General features: G+C 30.6%; 17 protein-coding genes. 9 read left to right on the forward strand and 8 right to left on the reverse strand.

Annotated features, from left to right (window positions below):
* The first annotated feature begins 3 nt into the window (after positions 1–3).
* The 4 genes from dnaG to C7U55_RS00255 are packed head-to-tail and all read left to right on the forward strand — an operon-like array spanning position 4 to position 4,433.
* Positions 4–1,755, forward strand: a complete 1,752-nt coding sequence (gene dnaG / locus C7U55_RS00240; RefSeq protein ID WP_106986818.1) for a DNA primase — start codon at positions 4–6, stop codon at positions 1,753–1,755.
* Positions 1,756–1,758: 3 nt separating this feature from the next.
* Positions 1,759–3,000 carry an RNA polymerase sigma factor RpoD gene (gene rpoD / locus C7U55_RS00245; RefSeq protein WP_106986819.1) on the forward strand — a complete coding sequence of 414 codons (1,242 nt, stop codon included), beginning with the start codon at positions 1,759–1,761 and terminating at the stop codon, positions 2,998–3,000.
* A 1-nt stretch (position 3,001) separates the two neighbouring features.
* Complete coding sequence (locus C7U55_RS00250) at positions 3,002–3,688, forward strand: tRNA (adenine(22)-N(1))-methyltransferase (protein ID WP_106986820.1); 687 nt, start codon at positions 3,002–3,004, stop codon at positions 3,686–3,688.
* The gene (locus C7U55_RS00255) at positions 3,675–4,433 is read left to right on the forward strand and encodes a Nif3-like dinuclear metal center hexameric protein (protein WP_106986821.1); all 759 of its coding nucleotides are present in this window, start codon (positions 3,675–3,677) and stop codon (positions 4,431–4,433) included. Before C7U55_RS00250 ends, C7U55_RS00255 begins: the two co-directional genes overlap by 14 nt.
* Before the next feature lie 28 nt (positions 4,434–4,461).
* Here the strand turns inward: C7U55_RS00255 and C7U55_RS00260 are convergent, their stop codons facing one another.
* Positions 4,462–5,313 carry a Cof-type HAD-IIB family hydrolase gene (locus C7U55_RS00260; protein ID WP_048923433.1) on the reverse strand — a complete coding sequence of 284 codons (852 nt, stop codon included), beginning with the start codon at positions 5,311–5,313 and terminating at the stop codon, positions 4,462–4,464.
* 122 nt (positions 5,314–5,435) lie between these two features.
* Between C7U55_RS00260 and C7U55_RS00265 the strand changes: the two genes are divergently transcribed.
* Positions 5,436–6,788: an MATE family efflux transporter gene (locus tag C7U55_RS00265; RefSeq protein ID WP_106987087.1), complete on the forward strand. Its 1,353-nt coding sequence runs from the start codon at positions 5,436–5,438 to the stop codon at positions 6,786–6,788.
* Here the strand turns inward: C7U55_RS00265 and C7U55_RS00270 are convergent.
* Positions 6,785–7,714, reverse strand: a complete 930-nt coding sequence (locus tag C7U55_RS00270) for a 4-hydroxy-3-methylbut-2-enyl diphosphate reductase (RefSeq protein WP_106986822.1) — start codon at positions 7,712–7,714, stop codon at positions 6,785–6,787. The two genes, C7U55_RS00265 and C7U55_RS00270, sit on opposite strands and share 4 nt — an antisense overlap.
* Positions 7,715–7,734: 20 nt before the next feature.
* Entirely contained in the window at positions 7,735–8,028 is a 294-nt protein-coding gene (locus C7U55_RS00275; protein ID WP_106986823.1) for a hypothetical protein, read from the reverse strand.
* A 112-nt stretch (positions 8,029–8,140) separates the two neighbouring features.
* Between C7U55_RS00275 and C7U55_RS00280 the strand changes: the two genes are divergently transcribed.
* Positions 8,141–8,551: a PTS sugar transporter subunit IIB gene (locus C7U55_RS00280; protein WP_048923430.1), complete on the forward strand. Its 411-nt coding sequence runs from the start codon at positions 8,141–8,143 to the stop codon at positions 8,549–8,551.
* Here C7U55_RS00280 and C7U55_RS00285 read toward each other — a convergent pair.
* Positions 8,543–9,469, reverse strand: a complete 927-nt coding sequence (locus C7U55_RS00285) for a DUF1848 domain-containing protein (protein ID WP_106986824.1) — start codon at positions 9,467–9,469, stop codon at positions 8,543–8,545. The genes C7U55_RS00280 and C7U55_RS00285 overlap by 9 nt on opposite strands.
* A 120-nt stretch (positions 9,470–9,589) precedes the next feature.
* Here C7U55_RS00285 and C7U55_RS00290 point away from each other — a divergent pair, with 120 nt between their 5' ends.
* Both C7U55_RS00290 and C7U55_RS00295 read left to right on the forward strand, forming a co-directional pair.
* Positions 9,590–10,969 carry a DEAD/DEAH box helicase gene (locus C7U55_RS00290; protein WP_106986825.1) on the forward strand — a complete coding sequence of 460 codons (1,380 nt, stop codon included), beginning with the start codon at positions 9,590–9,592 and terminating at the stop codon, positions 10,967–10,969.
* Positions 10,956–11,819 carry a deoxyribonuclease IV gene (locus C7U55_RS00295; RefSeq protein WP_106986826.1) on the forward strand — a complete coding sequence of 288 codons (864 nt, stop codon included), beginning with the start codon at positions 10,956–10,958 and terminating at the stop codon, positions 11,817–11,819. Before C7U55_RS00290 ends, C7U55_RS00295 begins: the two co-directional genes overlap by 14 nt.
* On the opposite strand, the gene C7U55_RS00300 is transcribed toward C7U55_RS00295, so the two are convergent.
* From C7U55_RS00300 to rpsT, 4 genes are all read right to left on the reverse strand, one after another.
* Entirely contained in the window at positions 11,792–12,046 is a 255-nt protein-coding gene (locus tag C7U55_RS00300) for a hypothetical protein (protein ID WP_022002733.1), read from the reverse strand. The genes C7U55_RS00295 and C7U55_RS00300 overlap by 28 nt on opposite strands.
* Before the next feature lie 44 nt (positions 12,047–12,090).
* Positions 12,091–13,149 (reverse strand): flavodoxin-dependent (E)-4-hydroxy-3-methylbut-2-enyl-diphosphate synthase, encoded by a 1,059-nt coding sequence (gene ispG, locus C7U55_RS00305; RefSeq protein ID WP_106986827.1) that lies wholly within the window; start codon positions 13,147–13,149, stop codon positions 12,091–12,093.
* A gap of 25 nt (positions 13,150–13,174) precedes the next feature.
* Positions 13,175–14,944, reverse strand: a complete 1,770-nt coding sequence (gene pepF / locus C7U55_RS00310; RefSeq protein WP_106986828.1) for an oligoendopeptidase F — start codon at positions 14,942–14,944, stop codon at positions 13,175–13,177.
* 120 nt (positions 14,945–15,064) lie between these two features.
* Positions 15,065–15,325 (reverse strand): 30S ribosomal protein S20, encoded by a 261-nt coding sequence (rpsT, locus tag C7U55_RS00315; protein WP_022002730.1) that lies wholly within the window; start codon positions 15,323–15,325, stop codon positions 15,065–15,067.
* A gap of 113 nt (positions 15,326–15,438) precedes the next feature.
* Here rpsT and gpr point away from each other — a divergent pair, with 113 nt between their 5' ends.
* On the forward strand, positions 15,439–16,392 hold the full coding sequence (gpr, locus tag C7U55_RS00320) for a GPR endopeptidase (RefSeq protein ID WP_106986829.1): 954 nt from the start codon (positions 15,439–15,441) through the stop codon (positions 16,390–16,392).
* The last annotated feature ends 31 nt before the right edge of the window (positions 16,393–16,423 follow it).

The following is a 16,423-nucleotide window of genomic DNA, read 5'->3' on the forward strand; positions in this document are numbered from 1 at the left end:
ACTATGCCAAGACTTTCACAAGAAAAAATCAATGAAATAAGACAATCTGTCGACATTGTGGAAGTTATTGGCAATTATCTTCCACTTGAAAGAAAAGGACGAAATTATATTGCCTTATGTCCTTTTCATAATGATAGTCATCCCTCTATGTCAGTATCACCAGAAAAACAAATCTTTATGTGTTTTGTCTGTCATCATGGGGGAAATGTCTTTACTTTCTTACAAGAATATTTAAAAATTTCTTATTTAGAAGCGGTAAAGATGGTTGCACAAATGGGAAATGTCGATTTAGGTGATTTTACCTTTTATGAAGAAAAGAAACCTGTTAATAAAAAAACAGAACCTTTCTATTTAATGCATGAAGAAGCCAATCGTATTTATAAACACTACTTGTCAACCAAACTTGCTTTAGAAGCAAAAAACTATTTAACACAAAGAGAACTTTCACAAGATATTATTGACCATTTTGAAATTGGTTATGCACCTGATCAAAATATTTTATTATCCGCTTTTGAAAAGTCGGGTTTTACAAAGATGCAAGCCTATGCTTCAGGTTTAGTCATTGAATCACAAGTTGGTTATGATCGTTATCATGATCGTATCATGTTTCCTTTACATAATAGTGAAGGACGCGTGGTAGGATTTAGTGGACGTATTTATCGTTCAAGCCAAAAAGAAGCAAAATATATGAACTCACCAGAATCCTCAATCTTTATTAAAGGTGATACGCTTTATAATTATCATCGTGTCAAAGAATCGGTAAGAGATGCAGGTAAAATTATTGTTCTTGAAGGATTCATGGATGTAATTGCATTATACAAGGCAGGAATTAAAAATGCTGTCGCAATTATGGGAACAGCACTTACTTCAAATCATTTAAGGATGTTGAAGAGACTTTCTAATGATGTTGTCTTATGTTTAGATGGAGATCAGGCTGGAAAAAATGCCATGATGAAATGTATTGATGCAATGGCTTTAGCGGGTTTTAATATAGGAGTTGTTGTTATTCCTGATCAAATGGATCCAGATGAATTTTTAAAAGCAAAAGGAAAAGATGAACTGAATGCTTTATTTAAAAATCCACAAAGTGCGATTGATTTTAAAATGAGTTATCATTATGAAAGAATCAATGTAGAAAATTATGAAGATCGAAAGAAATATTTAGAATCAATGGTTGAAATGATTGCAACATTAGATGATCTAGTAGACCGTGATTATTATATAGAACAATTGGTTAAAAAGTCGGGCTTTTCTAAAGAAATTATTTATCAGTTATTAAGCCAAAAACCTCATGAAAAGCAACCGATTCCGTTTCAACCAATCACTTATGATCAATCAACAAAGATGATTGATAAGTATCAAAAAGCAGAGAGAAACTTGCTTTATTACATGATGCAAAATAAAAGCTATGCGATGCAATATGAAGCAAAAGCAGGCTACATGTATGATAAAATTAATCGTTTGATTGCTTCTTATATTATTGATTATTATCGTCAATATGTTGTCTTAGAAATTGCTGATTTGATTAGTATGATCGATGATGATGAAATCGTTAAAAGAATATTAGAAATTTCTTCACAACATTTACCCAAAGAAACATCAAATCAAGCAATTGATGATTATATAAAAATTATACAAGAAAAAATGGAAGTAGAAAGAATCAAACAGCTTGAAAGTGAAATGGCGCAAACTTATGATCCACGGCAACAAGCGAAGATTCTACAAGAAATTATTAATTCAAAAGAGAAGGAGTAAGATATGGCAAAGAAAAAAGTACAAGCTGTTTCATTTGAAGACTTAAAGGCTTTAGTTGTAAATGAAGCGAAACAAAATGGGAATGTATTAACCCAAGAACAAATTGACGAATATTTAATGAATTATGATTTAAGTGATGAACTTGCAGAAGAATTATTAGAACATATCCAAAAAAGTGATATTACAATTTCTGATGATGATTTAGATTCATTAGATGTTGATGATGATGTTTTATTAGCGGGTGTTCCAGATTTAGGGGATGACCTCGATTTAGATATTGATGATAGTGATGATACTCCTGATTTAGACTTTGATGGTGATTTCGACATGATGACGGGAGATACATTACATATGTATCAAGAACATGATGACGATAAAGAAAGTGAAAGCACACAATTAGGAAGCAATGTTAAAATCAACGATCCTGTAAAAATGTATTTAAAAGAAATCGGTCGTGTTGAATTATTGAATCATGATCAAGAAATTGAACTTGCAAAACGTATTTTAGAAGGTGATGAACAAGCTAAAAAAGAACTTGCTGCAGCAAACTTAAGATTAGTTGTTTCTATCGCTAAAAGATATGTAGGACGTGGTATGTTATTCTTAGATTTAATTCAAGAAGGAAACATGGGATTAATTAAAGCGGTAGAAAAATTTGATTATACAAAAGGATTCAAATTCTCAACGTATGCTACTTGGTGGATTCGTCAAGCAATTACACGCGCGATTGCCGATCAAGCTCGTACAATTCGTATTCCTGTACACATGGTGGAAACAATCAATAAATTAACACGTATCCAAAGACAATTGATTCAAGAATTAGGAAGAGAACCTACTGCGGAAGAAATTGCGGAAAAAATGGATGGTATGACACCTGAAAAAGTACGTGAAATTCAAAAAATTTCATTAGAACCTGTTTCTTTAGAAACACCAATTGGGGAAGAAGATGACTCTCATTTAGGTGATTTCATTGAAGATGAAGGAGCTATGTCACCAGATGATTATGCCGCTAATGAATTATTAAAAGATGAATTAAATGATGTTTTATTAGAATTAACAGATCGTGAAGAAAAAGTATTAAGACTTCGTTTTGGTTTAGATGATGGAAGAACAAGAACACTTGAAGAAGTAGGACGTGAATTCAACGTAACACGTGAACGTATTCGTCAAATTGAAGCAAAAGCTTTAAGAAAATTAAAACACCCATCTCGTTCAAAAAGATTAAAGGATTTCTTAGATCGTTAATATGAAACTTTCAGGGCGCTTATTAGAACTTGCACAGCTCGTTGATAAACATAAAAATGGTACTATTTTAGCGGATATAGGAACAGATCATGCCTATCTTCCTTGCTATTTAATAGAAAAAAATATTATAGAAAAAGCCTATGCTTGTGATGTGGCACAAGGGCCTTTTAAAGCTTCTCTTTCGACTATTGAGCACTATCATTTTGAAGAAAAAATTGAAGCTTTATTAGGAAATGGTCTTAATCCCATTTTAGATAAAGATGTTTCTATGATTACAATAGCTGGAATGGGAGCCTTTCTTATAGGTGATATTTTAGAAGAAAATAAAGATTACATTGATCAAAATAAACGTTTATTCTTACAACCAAATGCCAATAGTGATCATTTAAGAGAATATTTATTCAAAAATAATTTTACTATTCTTGATGAAAAAATGATTCAAGATGGACATCATATCTATGAAATGATGGTTGTAAAAAAAGTAAATGATGTACAAATGACAAAAGAAGATCTTCTTTTTGGTCCTGTTTTAAGAAAAGAAAAATCTGATTTATTTATCCAATATTGGAAAAAGCAATACAAAACATATCAAAGAATTCAAAAAGATTTACCAAAAGAACATCAAAGATATCAAGAAATTGATCAAATATTAAAACTTATTGAAGGTGAATTAAATGAAAGCTTATGAAATTATTAACTATTTAGAAAACTATTTTCCACTTGAACTTCAAATGGATTTTGATTGTTGCGGTTTACAAATAGGAAATAGAAATAAAGAAATCAAAAAAGTGTATATAGCTTTAAATGCAGATAATGAAACATTACAAGCTTGCATTGAACAAGATTGTCAAATGTTAATAACACATCATCCATTTTTACTTGAAAAGATTAAGAATATGGATGTCAATGAACATCAAGGATATTTTATTTCACTTGCAATGAGACATGATATTGTTGTTTATAGTTTACATACTTGTCTTGATCGAGGAAAAAATGGTATTTCTATGAATGATTGGTTAGTTAATCAATTAGGTGTTCATGGTATTGAATGTTATGATCACTATGAAGTTGGTAAAAAGGCTATTTTAAATCAACCAATGGAAGGAAATACTTTTATTAAAAAAGTAAAAGAAACATTCCATCTAGAACATGTAAAATACAGCAAAAACACGAATAAAACAATTGAGAAGATTGCTATTTGTGGTGGAAGTGCCGCAGATGATTTAGAAATTCTTGCAGATCAAGTCGATTGTTATATTACAGGTGATAGCAAATATCGTCATGCCAAATATGCCATTGATCATGATTGTTTATTGATTGATCCAGGACATCACTTAGAAGTGATTTTTGAAAAAGAGTTACAGAAACTCTTAGATAATTTGCCAATCGATACCCAAATTCATGAAAGTAAAGATTATTTTAATTATGAATAGAAAAAAATGCTAGAAAATCTAGCATTTTTTATATAAGTTGATGTTTTTTCATGGCTTTATAAATACCATCTTTTGCAATATCATCACAAACTTCATCCGCAATTTCTTTTAAGCCCTCTTTTGCGTTACCTACAGCAATTCCTACATGGCAATATTCAAGCATATCGGTATCATTCATTCCATCTCCAAAAGCAAAAGTATTTTCTTTAGGGATATTTAAATGTTGAATAAGGGTTTCAATAGCGCTTGCTTTATTGACACCAACAACAGATAATTCACCTGAATCATCACCAAAAGCAGGAACAGTACAATGAATGACATTGAAAGCATCTGAAAAATGATCATTAATTGTTTGAAAAGGAATATCTTTATTTTCTAAAAAACAAATCTTATTGACATCACTACGGTACATACTTTCTCCTTCAATCAAGGATGTAATAAAATGACTTGGTTGTTCTTCTTTTTTCTTTCTCGCATTTTCATCATTTTCCAAATCACCATAAGTTATTTTTTCTAAACGAGACACAAGATTTTCACTTGCAAATAAACCACCATTACTTTCAAGATAATAGTCATAATCATTTTCTTCAAAGAAATCAACAACACGATGAACATCGTTATCAGAAACTTTTTTATGATAAAGCATTTCATCACCGATTGTCACAAATCCACCACCAGCACCAATAATTCCATCAAAACCAACGTCTAATATATGAGGATAGATTTCAGCAAGAGATCTTCCTGTACATAAAAAACATAAATTTCCTTTTTTTCTTGTTTCTCTTACAGCTTTGATTGTTGATTCAGGTACATATTCTCTTGCTGGTCTTACATCAACAAGGGTACCATCAACATCAAAAAAGATAATTTTTTTATTCATAATAAACCTCCAATTTAATTTTATTATAATGGATAGAAAATAAAAAAATTATTTTTTTCATTTCATGCAAATAAAAATGATTTTATTAAAATAAGAGTAAAATAAGCATGGAAGGTGAATATATGAAAGGAAATACACAAGATCTTACAAAAGGAAGTATTGTTAAAGCAATTATTTTATTTTCGGTTCCTTTATTAATAGGAAACTTATTTCAACAACTTTATAATGCGGTTGATTCATATGTAGTAGGAAATTATGTAGGGAAGGTTGCTCTTGCTGCAGTTGGGGCAAGTACACCTATTATTAATATGCTTATTGGTTTTTTTATGGGAATTTCAACAGGAGCAGGAGTTGTTATAGCACAATTCTTTGGTGCAGGCGATTTATCTAAAATGAAGAAAGCAATTCATAATAGTATTGCCTTAACGCTTGTCATAGGGGTTGTTTTAACTGTTATTGGGCTTGTTTTTAATGACCCTATCTTGAAAGCAATTGGTGTTCCAAATGATGTTTTTTCTGAAGCTTCAACGTATTTGTCTATTTATTTTTGGAGTTTGATTTTTGTTATGATCTATAACATGGGATCTGGAATATTACGTTCAGTTGGAGATTCTAAAAGACCACTTTATTTCTTGATTTTTTCAAGTATTATTAATATTGTTTTGGACTTTTTATTTGTTAAAAACTTTGGTTTTGGGGTTGCGGGAGCAGGCTATGCTACTTTAATTGCTCAAGCGATTTCAGCTATTATGGTTATGTATGTTTTAATGAAAACAGAGGACTCTTATAAAGTTGTTTTAAAAGATATTAAATTTGATAAGGAAATCTTATTAAAAATTATAAAAATTGGTTTACCAACGGGTTTCCAACAAAGCATTGTTTCTTTATCGAATGTCATTGTTCAATCATATATAAATATTTATGGGGCATCCGTTATTGCTGGATATTCTGTCACAATTAAAATTGATGGTTTTGTCAATTTGCCTTTACAAGCTTTCAATATGGCAATTACAACTTTTGTAGGGCAAAATATCGGTGCTAAACAATATAATCGTGTTAAAAAAGGAGCATATATTACAACATTCCTTGCTATGGTTACCATAGGCTTCTTTGTTGTTATTATGTATTTCTTTGGACGTGATTTTATTGCTTTATTCAATCAAGAAAAAGATGTTATAGATGCAGGAAGATTGATGCAGTTAACTTTCTTGCCATTCTATATTTTCTTACCAATCAACCAAGTTATCAATGGGGTTTTACGAGGGGCAGGACGTTCGGCTGTACCAATGTATGTTATGATTTTCTCATTTGTATTTTTAAGACAAATTTATTTATTCTTGGTTACAAAAGTAACGAGTGATGTTGTTTATGTCTTTTTAGGGTGGCCAACTACATGGGTTGTTTGCAGTTTGATTTTTATTGTTTATTTTTTCAAGGTACAATGGTTGCCACAAGAAAAAGGTGCTGAAGCTTAAGCACCTTTTTGAGTAAGTATTTTTGTTTTATCAATAAATGGTTTTTGATGAGTTTTAGAATCATTGAAATCAAATTGTTTCAAATATTCAATAATTTGATTTGTAAGATAAGTTGGTGTCGAAGCTCCAGAACTTATAGCTGCATAATTTTTATCTTTTAACCACTCAATTTCAATACCATCAATACTTTCTATCATATAGACATCACAATGATGACTTTCTTTAGCGATACTGGCAAGTTTTCGTGTATTGTTTGAGTGAGGGTCACCTACGATAAAAATCACATCAACACTCTCTTCAATATTTTTAATAGCTTCTTGGCGTATTTTTGTAGCCGTACATGTTTCTTTTTCAATTTCTACAAAAGGAAGTAGTTCTTTAGCTTTTTCGCATAAATCATAGACATCATAAAGGGACATAGTCGTTTGGTTTGTCATGACATATTTTTTAGTAGGATCGATTTCTTTTAAATCAGCTAAAGAAGTAATCAAATGAATTTTATCTTCATCAATAGAAATAGCACCCTCTGCTTCAGGATGTCCTTTTTTACCAATATATAAAATTTCATAACCTTCATTTAATTTGCCTTGAATTAAATCATGGGTTTTAATAACATCTAAACAAGAAGCATCTATCACTTCTAAACCTTTTGCTTTGGCTTTATCAAAGACTTTTTGACTTGCTCCATGAGCCGTAATAATGACTTTACCATGATCGATTTCATCTAATAATTCCAAACGTGTTTTGCCTTTTCGATCAATTGTTTGAATTCCTAAATCTTCTAAAGCATTTACAATATATTGATTATGTACAATCATTCCTAGAATATAAACAGGAGTTTCTTGATGTGCTTGCTTTTTCGCAATTTCAATAGCTCTAACAACTCCTTTACAATAACCTCTAGGAACAATACCTTTTACTAACATTCCAATCACCTCAAAAGCTATTATACCATATTTTCAAATAATTCTTCATGTTCGATAGGTTTAATTTCCTTTTCAACTTCATCTAAATCTATATCATCAAGATGATTCATGGCTTTTAATAAAGCCATGCCTTGTCGTGTGTTATTAATTAAAGGACGTACTTGGTTAATAACAGGAATGACTTGATTTGCGATTTGAATACCTCTAATAGTCGTATTTAAAGTTCTTTGTAAATTAAAACGACGAGGTCTTAAATAATAGGGATACATTTGAGGTCGATAGACATAATAGGGATTATCATAGAATGGATTCATTTTTCTCACCTAATATAAAATATGTAATAAAAATAAAAAGGTGAAAGATAAAAATAAAGCCCTTACATTTTATAGAGGTGTATGTTACACTAATATTCAGTGAGGTGTCAAAATGATTAGAATATTATTATGTTGTGGTGGTGGCTTTTCTTCAAGTGCCATTGCTTCAAGAATGGATAAAGAAATAAAAGAAAAGAATTTAGAAGAAAAATACAGTATTGAATTTTTACCATTTGGTTTGGGATTAAAAGAATTAGATCGTTTCGATGTTGTTATTTTATGCCCACATCTAAAAGTGGAATTAGATAAAGCTTTAAAAAATCAAACAATTAATAAACCACTTTATTTACTTCCACCTAAAATGTATGGACTCATGAAGTTTGATGAAATTATCGTTGATATCGAAGATGTTATGAAAATGTATCAAGAAAATCCTGTAGTACCTGTAAAATTCCCAGGTGAAGATAATTTACTTCGTATTACAAGAGGCGTTGCTTATCGCCATGTTCATCCTTCAAAATAGGGAAAGTTGTTTGTCAAGATAGGAAACTTGTTTTGCTTCTTTGATGATGTCGTCTTTTTGAAAGTCGCCAATTAAAAAAGGTGACTTTTTGTTATGTTTTTTATAATTATTTAAAACAGTAGAACGATCATAGTTGGCATAACAATAAAGACAACCATGCAAACAGGTATTATAAACCCCAATGTCATTATTTAATAAACAGCGACAGCCTTGTCTTGCTTCACTTATTTTAGGAAGTTTTAAAGAACAGTCTAGGGCTTTTTCAATAATTTGTTGATTCATACAACCACTTGTATGAACACCTGTTGTTTTTAAAGTTTCATTTTCATGGCATGTATAAATTTCAATATGATATCTTTTTCCAATTTCTACAAATTTTTGACAAAGATAGATTTGGTCATTTTCATTTACTTCTTGAACATCTTTAAAATTCTTTTTTGTTTTTTGATAAAGATCAATAAAGCTAATGACACATTGATGGGTATAGCCTGATAGTTTTTGACACATCTTTTCAAAGATGTGAAGATGATAGTCAATGGTATAATAATCATTTAAAAAGATAGGATCATAACGCCAACCAATACAATGACTTCCTATCTTTTTAGAAAGTTCAATGAAACTACGAATGATTTCATTTTTATTGGGAACATGAGGTTCAATAGATTGATTATAAGGCGTAATTGTTACAAACCAAAATTGTTTATAGCCTTTAATTAAATCAAGACGAGAAAGCATCGGCTTTGGATTTTTAGTACAAAAACAAATAATATCAATAACCTGAGGATCTAAGCGATACTTTGTAACTTGATTAGGAAAATAAGGATTACGAACACAGACATACCCTTCTTGAATACGACTATAAAACCAATCACTAAAAAAAGCAGGAATATCTGTGCGATTACCTGTATTTAAAATCATCTAATCACCCCCAGTAAGAGTATTATAGAATAATTATAAAAATCCATCCATAATATTTGTTGAAATGTATCAAAAATATGGTATAATAACGTGACTAAAAAAGAAAAAAAGGAGGATTTTATGGCAACTTTTCAAGATTTTAAATTACAAGATTATTGTAATGAAGTAATCAAAGAGTTAGGTTTTCAAAAACCAACCCCAATACAAGAAAAAGTCATTCCCCTTGTATTAAAAAATAGAGATATTATCGGGATTTCACAAACAGGGACAGGTAAATCACATGCCTTTTTATTACCAATCATGTCCCGTATTGATGTTAATAAAGATTGCGTGCAAGCGGTTATTACTGCACCAACAAGAGAACTTGCTGCTCAATTATTTAATAACGCCAAAACATTTACAAAATATTTACCAGAGTTACGTGTTTCATTAATTGTTGGAGGAAGTGACCGTCAAAGAGCCGTCAACAAACTTTCAACACAACCTCATGTTGTTATTGGAACACCAGGACGTATTAAAGATTTATCTTTAGATGCCCAAGCTTTACAAATTACAACAGCTAAAACATTTGTAGTCGATGAAGCAGATATGACGTTAGAATTTGGTTATTTAGAAGATATTGATGCGGTGGCAGGTAAAATGTCTGATGATCTACAAATGATGGTTTTCTCAGCAACAATTCCACAAAATCTAAGACCATTTTTAAAGAAATATATGCAAAGTCCAGTTACTATTGAAATTGATAGTAAACTTGTGACAACAGCGAATGTTGAACATATCTTACTCGCAACAAAGCATCAAGATCGTTATGATGTTTTAAAGAAAATTATGGCAACAATTGATCCTTATATTTGTATTATTTTTGCGAATAAAAGAACAGAAGTATCAAAGATTACCCGCCAATTAAGAGAAGATGGTTATAAAGTTGGAGAAATTCATGGAGATTTAGAACCTCGTGAAAGAAAGAAAATGATGCGTCAAATCAACAACAATGAATATCAATATATTGTTGCAACAGATATCGCGGCACGTGGAATTGATATTGATGGTGTTTCTCATGTTATTAATATGCAATTTCCAACAGAACCTGATTTCTATATTCACCGTAGTGGGCGTTCGGGACGAGGAAACTATACAGGAATCTGTTATAGCATGTATGATACAACGGACGAAAAAAATATTGCAATTCTTGAAAGAAAAGGCATTGAATTTAAGAATATGCAACTTAAAAACGGACAATTTGCGGATTTGGGACAAAGAGAAAAACGTAAAAAACGTATTCGTCAACAAACTGAACTTGAAAAACAAGTACAAATGATTATCCGTAAACCTAAAAAAGTAAAACCAGGATATAAAAAGAAACGTAAATATCAAGTCGAACAAGTTGTACGTAAACAAAAACGTGCGATGATCCGTGAAGATATCCGTCGTCAAAAGAAAGAACGTGCTCGTCAAGCACAAATCGCAAAACGTATGGAGGAAGGCAATGATAATTGGTAGTCATGTCTCAATGTCTGGAAAAGACATGTTGTTAGGTTCTGTTAAAGAAGCTTTATCTTATGGGGCCAATACTTTTATGTTTTATACAGGAGCTCCTCAAAATACGAGAAGAAAAGCAATTAGTGAATTAAAGGTAGAAGAAGCAAAAACTTTAATGAAAGAAAATAACATTGATTTAAAAAATGTGGTCGTTCATGCACCTTATATTATTAATCTTGCCAATACTATTAAAGAAGAAACTTTTGAATTAGCGGTTAACTTTTTAAAACAAGAATTGCAAAGATGCCAAGATATTGGAACATCGATTCTTGTTTTACATCCAGGTAGTCATGTAAAAGCAGGAGAAGAAGTAGGACTTCAACAAATCATCAAAGGTTTAAATGAAGTTTTAAAGGATACGCCTTACCAAGGAAAGATTGCTTTAGAAACAATGGCAGGAAAAGGCAGCGAGTTAGGAAAGACTTTTGAGGAAATCCAATACTTGATTTCGCATTGTGATTATCCTGAAAAACTAGGTGTTTGTTTAGACACATGTCATATTCATGATGCAGGATACGATTTATCAAATTTTGATGCAATTTTAGATGAATTTGATCGTATTATTGGTTTAAATCGTTTACTTGTTGTTCATTTAAATGATTCTAAAAATGTTCAAGGAGCTCATAAAGATCGTCATGCAAATCTTGGTTTAGGTGAAATTGGTTTTGATATTTTAAATGGGATTGCTCATAATGAAAGAATAAAAGATGTTCCTAAGATTTTAGAAACACCTTATATTGATGGTAAAGCTCCTTATAAAGAAGAAATAGATATGTTGAAAAATCAAGAATTTAGAAATATTGAAGTATGATTTTGAAACAAAGATTTCAATTTCAAACTAGTGGAAACACTAGTTTTTTTCATAATTGATTGAAATAGAATAGGTAAATAATGTTCACTACAGAGTAAAAAACGGTTTTGATCAATCACTTGATAGATCACTTTCAAATCTTCTTCATTTAGCTCTAAAGCTTGTATTTCTTTATTGCTTCTAAAATCTTCATACGATAAAAAATGTTCAATGAATAAATTTTCCATAGTTTTACGCCTCCATAGTTATATATATGAAAAAAAGATGGTTATTATGAATTAACCATCTTTAAAATTTCATCTTTGAGCGTTTGAACCATATCTTCTTGTTTTACTTTTTTAATAATTTGTCCTTTTTTAATCAATAATCCTTCTTTAACACCACCAGCAATACCAATATCAGCATTTTTTGCTTCACCAGGACCATTGACTGCACAACCCATAATTGCAACAGTAATATCTTGATGAATATTATTTAAGAAATCTTCGATTTCTTTAGCAACAGGAATTAAATCGTATTGGATTCTTCCACATGTTGGACAAGAAACAAGGGTAGGTACATTTTTAATGAGTCCCAATTCTTTAAGTAATGTTTTTGCTACTTTAATTTCTTCAACAGGATGGTCACTTAAAGAAACACGAATTGTATTTCCAATACCTTGATACAATAAAGTACCAATACCTAAAGAAGATTTAATTGTACCACCGAGCTTTGTCCCTGCTTCTGTAACACCTAAATGAAGTGGGCAATCAAAGGTTTCACTGGCAAGGGTATAAGCTTCAATTGTAAGCATGGTATCAGAAGATTTTAAAGAAATACAATAATCATGGAAATCTAAACTTTCTAAAATATCAATATGTTTCTTTGCACTTTCAATCATACCTTCAGCAGTAGGACGACCATATTTTTCTAGAATATCTTTTTCTAAAGAACCACCATTGACTCCAATACGAATAGGAATATGATGTTCTTTACAAGATTCCACAACTGCTTTAACTTTTTCGATGCTTCCAATATTTCCTGGATTAATACGAATTTTATCAATTCCTGATTCAATTGCGATTAAAGCTAAACGATAGTCAAAATGAATATCTGCGACTAATGGAATATGCACTTGTTTTTTAATATCTGCAATCGCATAAGCATCTTCTTTATCAAAGACTGCCATTCTAACCATTTCACAACCGGCATCTTCTAATTCTTGGATTTGTTTAACCGTTGCTTCTATATTTTTTGTTTTGGTATTTGTCATTGATTGAATAATGACATGATTATTACCACCTAATGTAAGATTTCCTACTTGGAACGCTCTTGTTTGTTCTCTTTTCATTTTTATCACCTAATACTATTATAAATTATTTTACCAGCTTTTCAAATTCATTTAACAAATCTTCAAAATAATGGAAAGCATCGTCATAAATAGCGTCATCTAAAGGATCAACACCTGCATGACTTAATAAGTCAACAGGAGATTCTTTTCCCCCGGATTTTAAGAAGTTTAAGTAACGTTCTACTTGTTGCGTGTCACCGTTTAAAATACGTTTAACGATAGCTAAAGCCACAGTCATTCCTAAAGTATATTTATAAACATAATAATCATAATAGAAATGAGGAACATAATAACAAGACCAACCAACAAGTTCATCCATTTTTACCTCTTTACCAAAATATTCTTGGTTTAATTTTCCATAAAGATCTGTCATGATTTTGGATGACATTGGTTCATTATTTTTAGCCATTTCATGAAGACGGTGTTCAAAGTCCGCAAACATTGGTTGTCTAAAAATAAGACCAACACAGTTTTCTAATTGTTCATAAATATAATAAGCTTTTTCTTCTTTAGATGAAGCATGATCCATCATATAGTTGATAAGTAAAGTTTCATTAACGGTTGAAGCGACTTCAGCGACAAAGATACGATAATTACTATTAATATAATCTTGATTATGACTTGATAAATACGTATGCACACTATGACCTAATTCATGGATCATAGTTGATAAAGAATTATAATCGCCAATGAAATTCATTAAAATATAAGGTTGTGTTAAGTAACTTCCGCTACTATAAGCGCCACCACGTTTACCAACAGTAGGATAGTAATCGATCCATCTTTCCTCTTTAGCACGATTAATAATAGCTAAATAATCTTTACCAAAAGGTGTTAAAGCTTGATTAATGATGTCAAAACATTCCTCAATTGTAAATTTCTTAGAAACACTTTTTACAAGAGGAACCGATAAATCGTAATTATAAATTTCATCAAGTCCAAGAAGCTCTTTCTTTAAATGATTATAACGATGGAATAAATAGCGATACTCATTATTTGCTTTATCTAAAATTTTAAAGAATAAATCAGTAGGGACATCATCATTAAAAACACTTGCTGCAAGTGGTGAATCAAAATGACGGATATCACTATAAAAAGCATCTTTTTTCATAACCCCTGAAAGCGTAGAAGCAAAAGTATTTTCAAAACGTTGGTATTCTTTAAAGAAATGATGATATGCTTGTTTTCTTACTTCTCTATCTTTATTCTTTAAAAATTCATTAAGTGTTGCTTGATTTAATGTTTTCTTTTGTCCGTTTACTTCAACATCTTCAAATTCTAAACGTAAAGAATCAAATACTTGTTCTGCAAGTTCAGAGATATTGTCTACTTTTGCGACAAGTTCTTCTTGTTCTTTATCTAATAAATGAGGTTTAAAAGCTAAAGCATTTTTTAAAGAATAACGATAAGATTTTAAACGATCATCTTTTAAATATTCTTTTACTTTTTCATCATTTTCCACAATTTCATTATCTACAAAAACAAGTTTAACACTTGATTGTTGAATGAGTGACATCACTGTTGCCAACATCTTTTGATATTCTTGATTTTTAGGTTCTACATCGCAGTTTAAATGCGCAAAGCAATAGGCTTTACTTACAAGCATGGACATTTCGTCACGTTTTGATAAAAAGCGTAGAAGCGTTTCAATGCTTTCTGTAAGCTTTCCTTGAAATGAAGTCAATTCATCAAGTAATTGTTCACTGACTTCTATATCGTGATAAAACTCTTGAGGATCTTGATAGATTTTAGAAAGATCCCAAGTATATTTTTCTTCTATATCTTTTCTTTCCATAGACAGGTCTCCTTTTAATGTAAAAATATTTTACTCTTATTTTATTTCAAAGTCTATTAACATTATAATCAAGAAAAAAAAGAATAAACAAAAAAACCAGACATTGTCTGGTTTCAATGATTAGATTGAGTTAACTAATTTAGCTAATTTAGATTTTTGTCTAATAGCGTAGTTTTTATGATGGATTCCTTTGTTTACATAAGAATCTAATTTACTAGAAGCGATTACTAATGCTTTTTCAGCAGCTTCTTTATTTCCAGCTTCAACTTCAGCTCTTACGTTTTTGATTGCAGTTTTTAAAGCTGATTTATAAGAAGCGTTTTTAGCTCTTTTTTTGTTATCGTTTTTATAACGTTTAATTTGTTGTTTCATATTTGCCATGATCTTTCACCTCGCTTTGCAATTTGCCATTTCATTATATATAAAAAGTCAAGTAATTGCAACAATTTTGTGTAATTTGTTGGAAATAAGGTAATAATTTTTAAGGTGAGAATATGAATAAGTACAATACACATAGTGATTTGGCGAAAGAATCTTTAGAATTATTAAAGGAAGGAAAACATTATAAGCGTTTTATTGAAAAAATGGATAATTTTTCAATAGAAACCTATGAATTTTTAGAAGATACGGATTATTTGAAAAAGGGAAAGTATATCGAAATTTTTTTTAAAGAATCTTTTATGTCAATTAGTCAACATGTGACTCGACTTTTAAAAGAGATGATAGATCAAAATGATTATCCCCGCATTTTAATTATTGGACTAGGAAATCCTTATTTAACCAGTGATGCCATTGGACCACGTACCTTAAGAGACATTCGTGTGACTCATTATTTAGATGATGGTCTTAAGTTAGAAAACCATTATTATGATATTTTATCATTGACACCAGGTGTGATGTATCAAACAGGAGTTGAGACAGTTGAAGTGATTCAAGCAATGGTTGATCAGTTTCAAATTGATTTAGTGATCGCTATTGATGCTTTATGTGCAAGAGATTATCAAAAATTAGGACATGTGATTCAAATTAATAATGTCGGAATTCATCCAGGAAGTGGTATTGGTAATCATCGTCAAGCCATTCAAGAAGAAACTTTAGGATGTCCTGTCATCGCAATTGGCGTTCCTACAGTGATTTATGCCAGTTCCATTGTAAGAGATGTTTTTCAATTAATGAAAGACTATTTTGGGGATGCTTTGGATATAAAAAATAAATTAAAGATTGGTAAAAGAAAGAAATATGAAGGAGAGCTTACTGCAGATCAACAACAGTATTTATTAGGGCATGTAGGAAGTCTTGAACAAGAAGAATTAGAATCGTTGCTTTATGAAATACTGACACCAGTTGATCGTAATTTTGTTATGTCGGATAAACAAATTGACGAAACAGTAGAAAAGGTAAGTGCCATTCTTTCAAAGGCTTTAAATGACTTAAGGTATAATTCTTGATTTATTTCATATATTTGAATAAATACAAGGA

The organism is Faecalibacillus faecis (genome assembly GCF_003024675.1).
Lineage (GTDB): Bacteria > Bacillota_I > Bacilli_A > Erysipelotrichales > Coprobacillaceae > Faecalibacillus > Faecalibacillus faecis.

What these genes read in the sequence shown, in the direction of transcription:
- C7U55_RS00295 (WP_106986826.1), top strand. Translation starts at nt 10,956, where the DNA reads ATGATAATTGGTAGTCATGTCTCAATGTCTGGAAAAGACATGTTGTTA.
- rpsT (WP_022002730.1), bottom strand. Translation starts at nt 15,325, where the DNA reads ATGGCAAATATGAAACAACAAATTAAACGTTATAAAAACGATAACAAA.
- gpr (WP_106986829.1), top strand. Translation starts at nt 15,439, where the DNA reads ATGAATAAGTACAATACACATAGTGATTTGGCGAAAGAATCTTTAGAA.
- C7U55_RS00300 (WP_022002733.1), bottom strand. Translation starts at nt 12,046, where the DNA reads ATGGAAAATTTATTCATTGAACATTTTTTATCGTATGAAGATTTTAGA.
- C7U55_RS00255 (WP_106986821.1), top strand. Translation starts at nt 3,675, where the DNA reads ATGAAAGCTTATGAAATTATTAACTATTTAGAAAACTATTTTCCACTT.
- ispG (WP_106986827.1), bottom strand. Translation starts at nt 13,149, where the DNA reads ATGAAAAGAGAACAAACAAGAGCGTTCCAAGTAGGAAATCTTACATTA.
- dnaG (WP_106986818.1), top strand. Translation starts at nt 4, where the DNA reads ATGCCAAGACTTTCACAAGAAAAAATCAATGAAATAAGACAATCTGTC.
- C7U55_RS00280 (WP_048923430.1), top strand. Translation starts at nt 8,141, where the DNA reads ATGATTAGAATATTATTATGTTGTGGTGGTGGCTTTTCTTCAAGTGCC.
- C7U55_RS00290 (WP_106986825.1), top strand. Translation starts at nt 9,590, where the DNA reads ATGGCAACTTTTCAAGATTTTAAATTACAAGATTATTGTAATGAAGTA.
- pepF (WP_106986828.1), bottom strand. Translation starts at nt 14,944, where the DNA reads ATGGAAAGAAAAGATATAGAAGAAAAATATACTTGGGATCTTTCTAAA.
- C7U55_RS00250 (WP_106986820.1), top strand. Translation starts at nt 3,002, where the DNA reads ATGAAACTTTCAGGGCGCTTATTAGAACTTGCACAGCTCGTTGATAAA.
- C7U55_RS00260 (WP_048923433.1), bottom strand. Translation starts at nt 5,313, where the DNA reads ATGAATAAAAAAATTATCTTTTTTGATGTTGATGGTACCCTTGTTGAT.
- C7U55_RS00265 (WP_106987087.1), top strand. Translation starts at nt 5,436, where the DNA reads ATGAAAGGAAATACACAAGATCTTACAAAAGGAAGTATTGTTAAAGCA.
- C7U55_RS00270 (WP_106986822.1), bottom strand. Translation starts at nt 7,714, where the DNA reads ATGTTAGTAAAAGGTATTGTTCCTAGAGGTTATTGTAAAGGAGTTGTT.
- rpoD (WP_106986819.1), top strand. Translation starts at nt 1,759, where the DNA reads ATGGCAAAGAAAAAAGTACAAGCTGTTTCATTTGAAGACTTAAAGGCT.
- C7U55_RS00275 (WP_106986823.1), bottom strand. Translation starts at nt 8,028, where the DNA reads ATGAATCCATTCTATGATAATCCCTATTATGTCTATCGACCTCAAATG.
- C7U55_RS00285 (WP_106986824.1), bottom strand. Translation starts at nt 9,469, where the DNA reads ATGATTTTAAATACAGGTAATCGCACAGATATTCCTGCTTTTTTTAGT.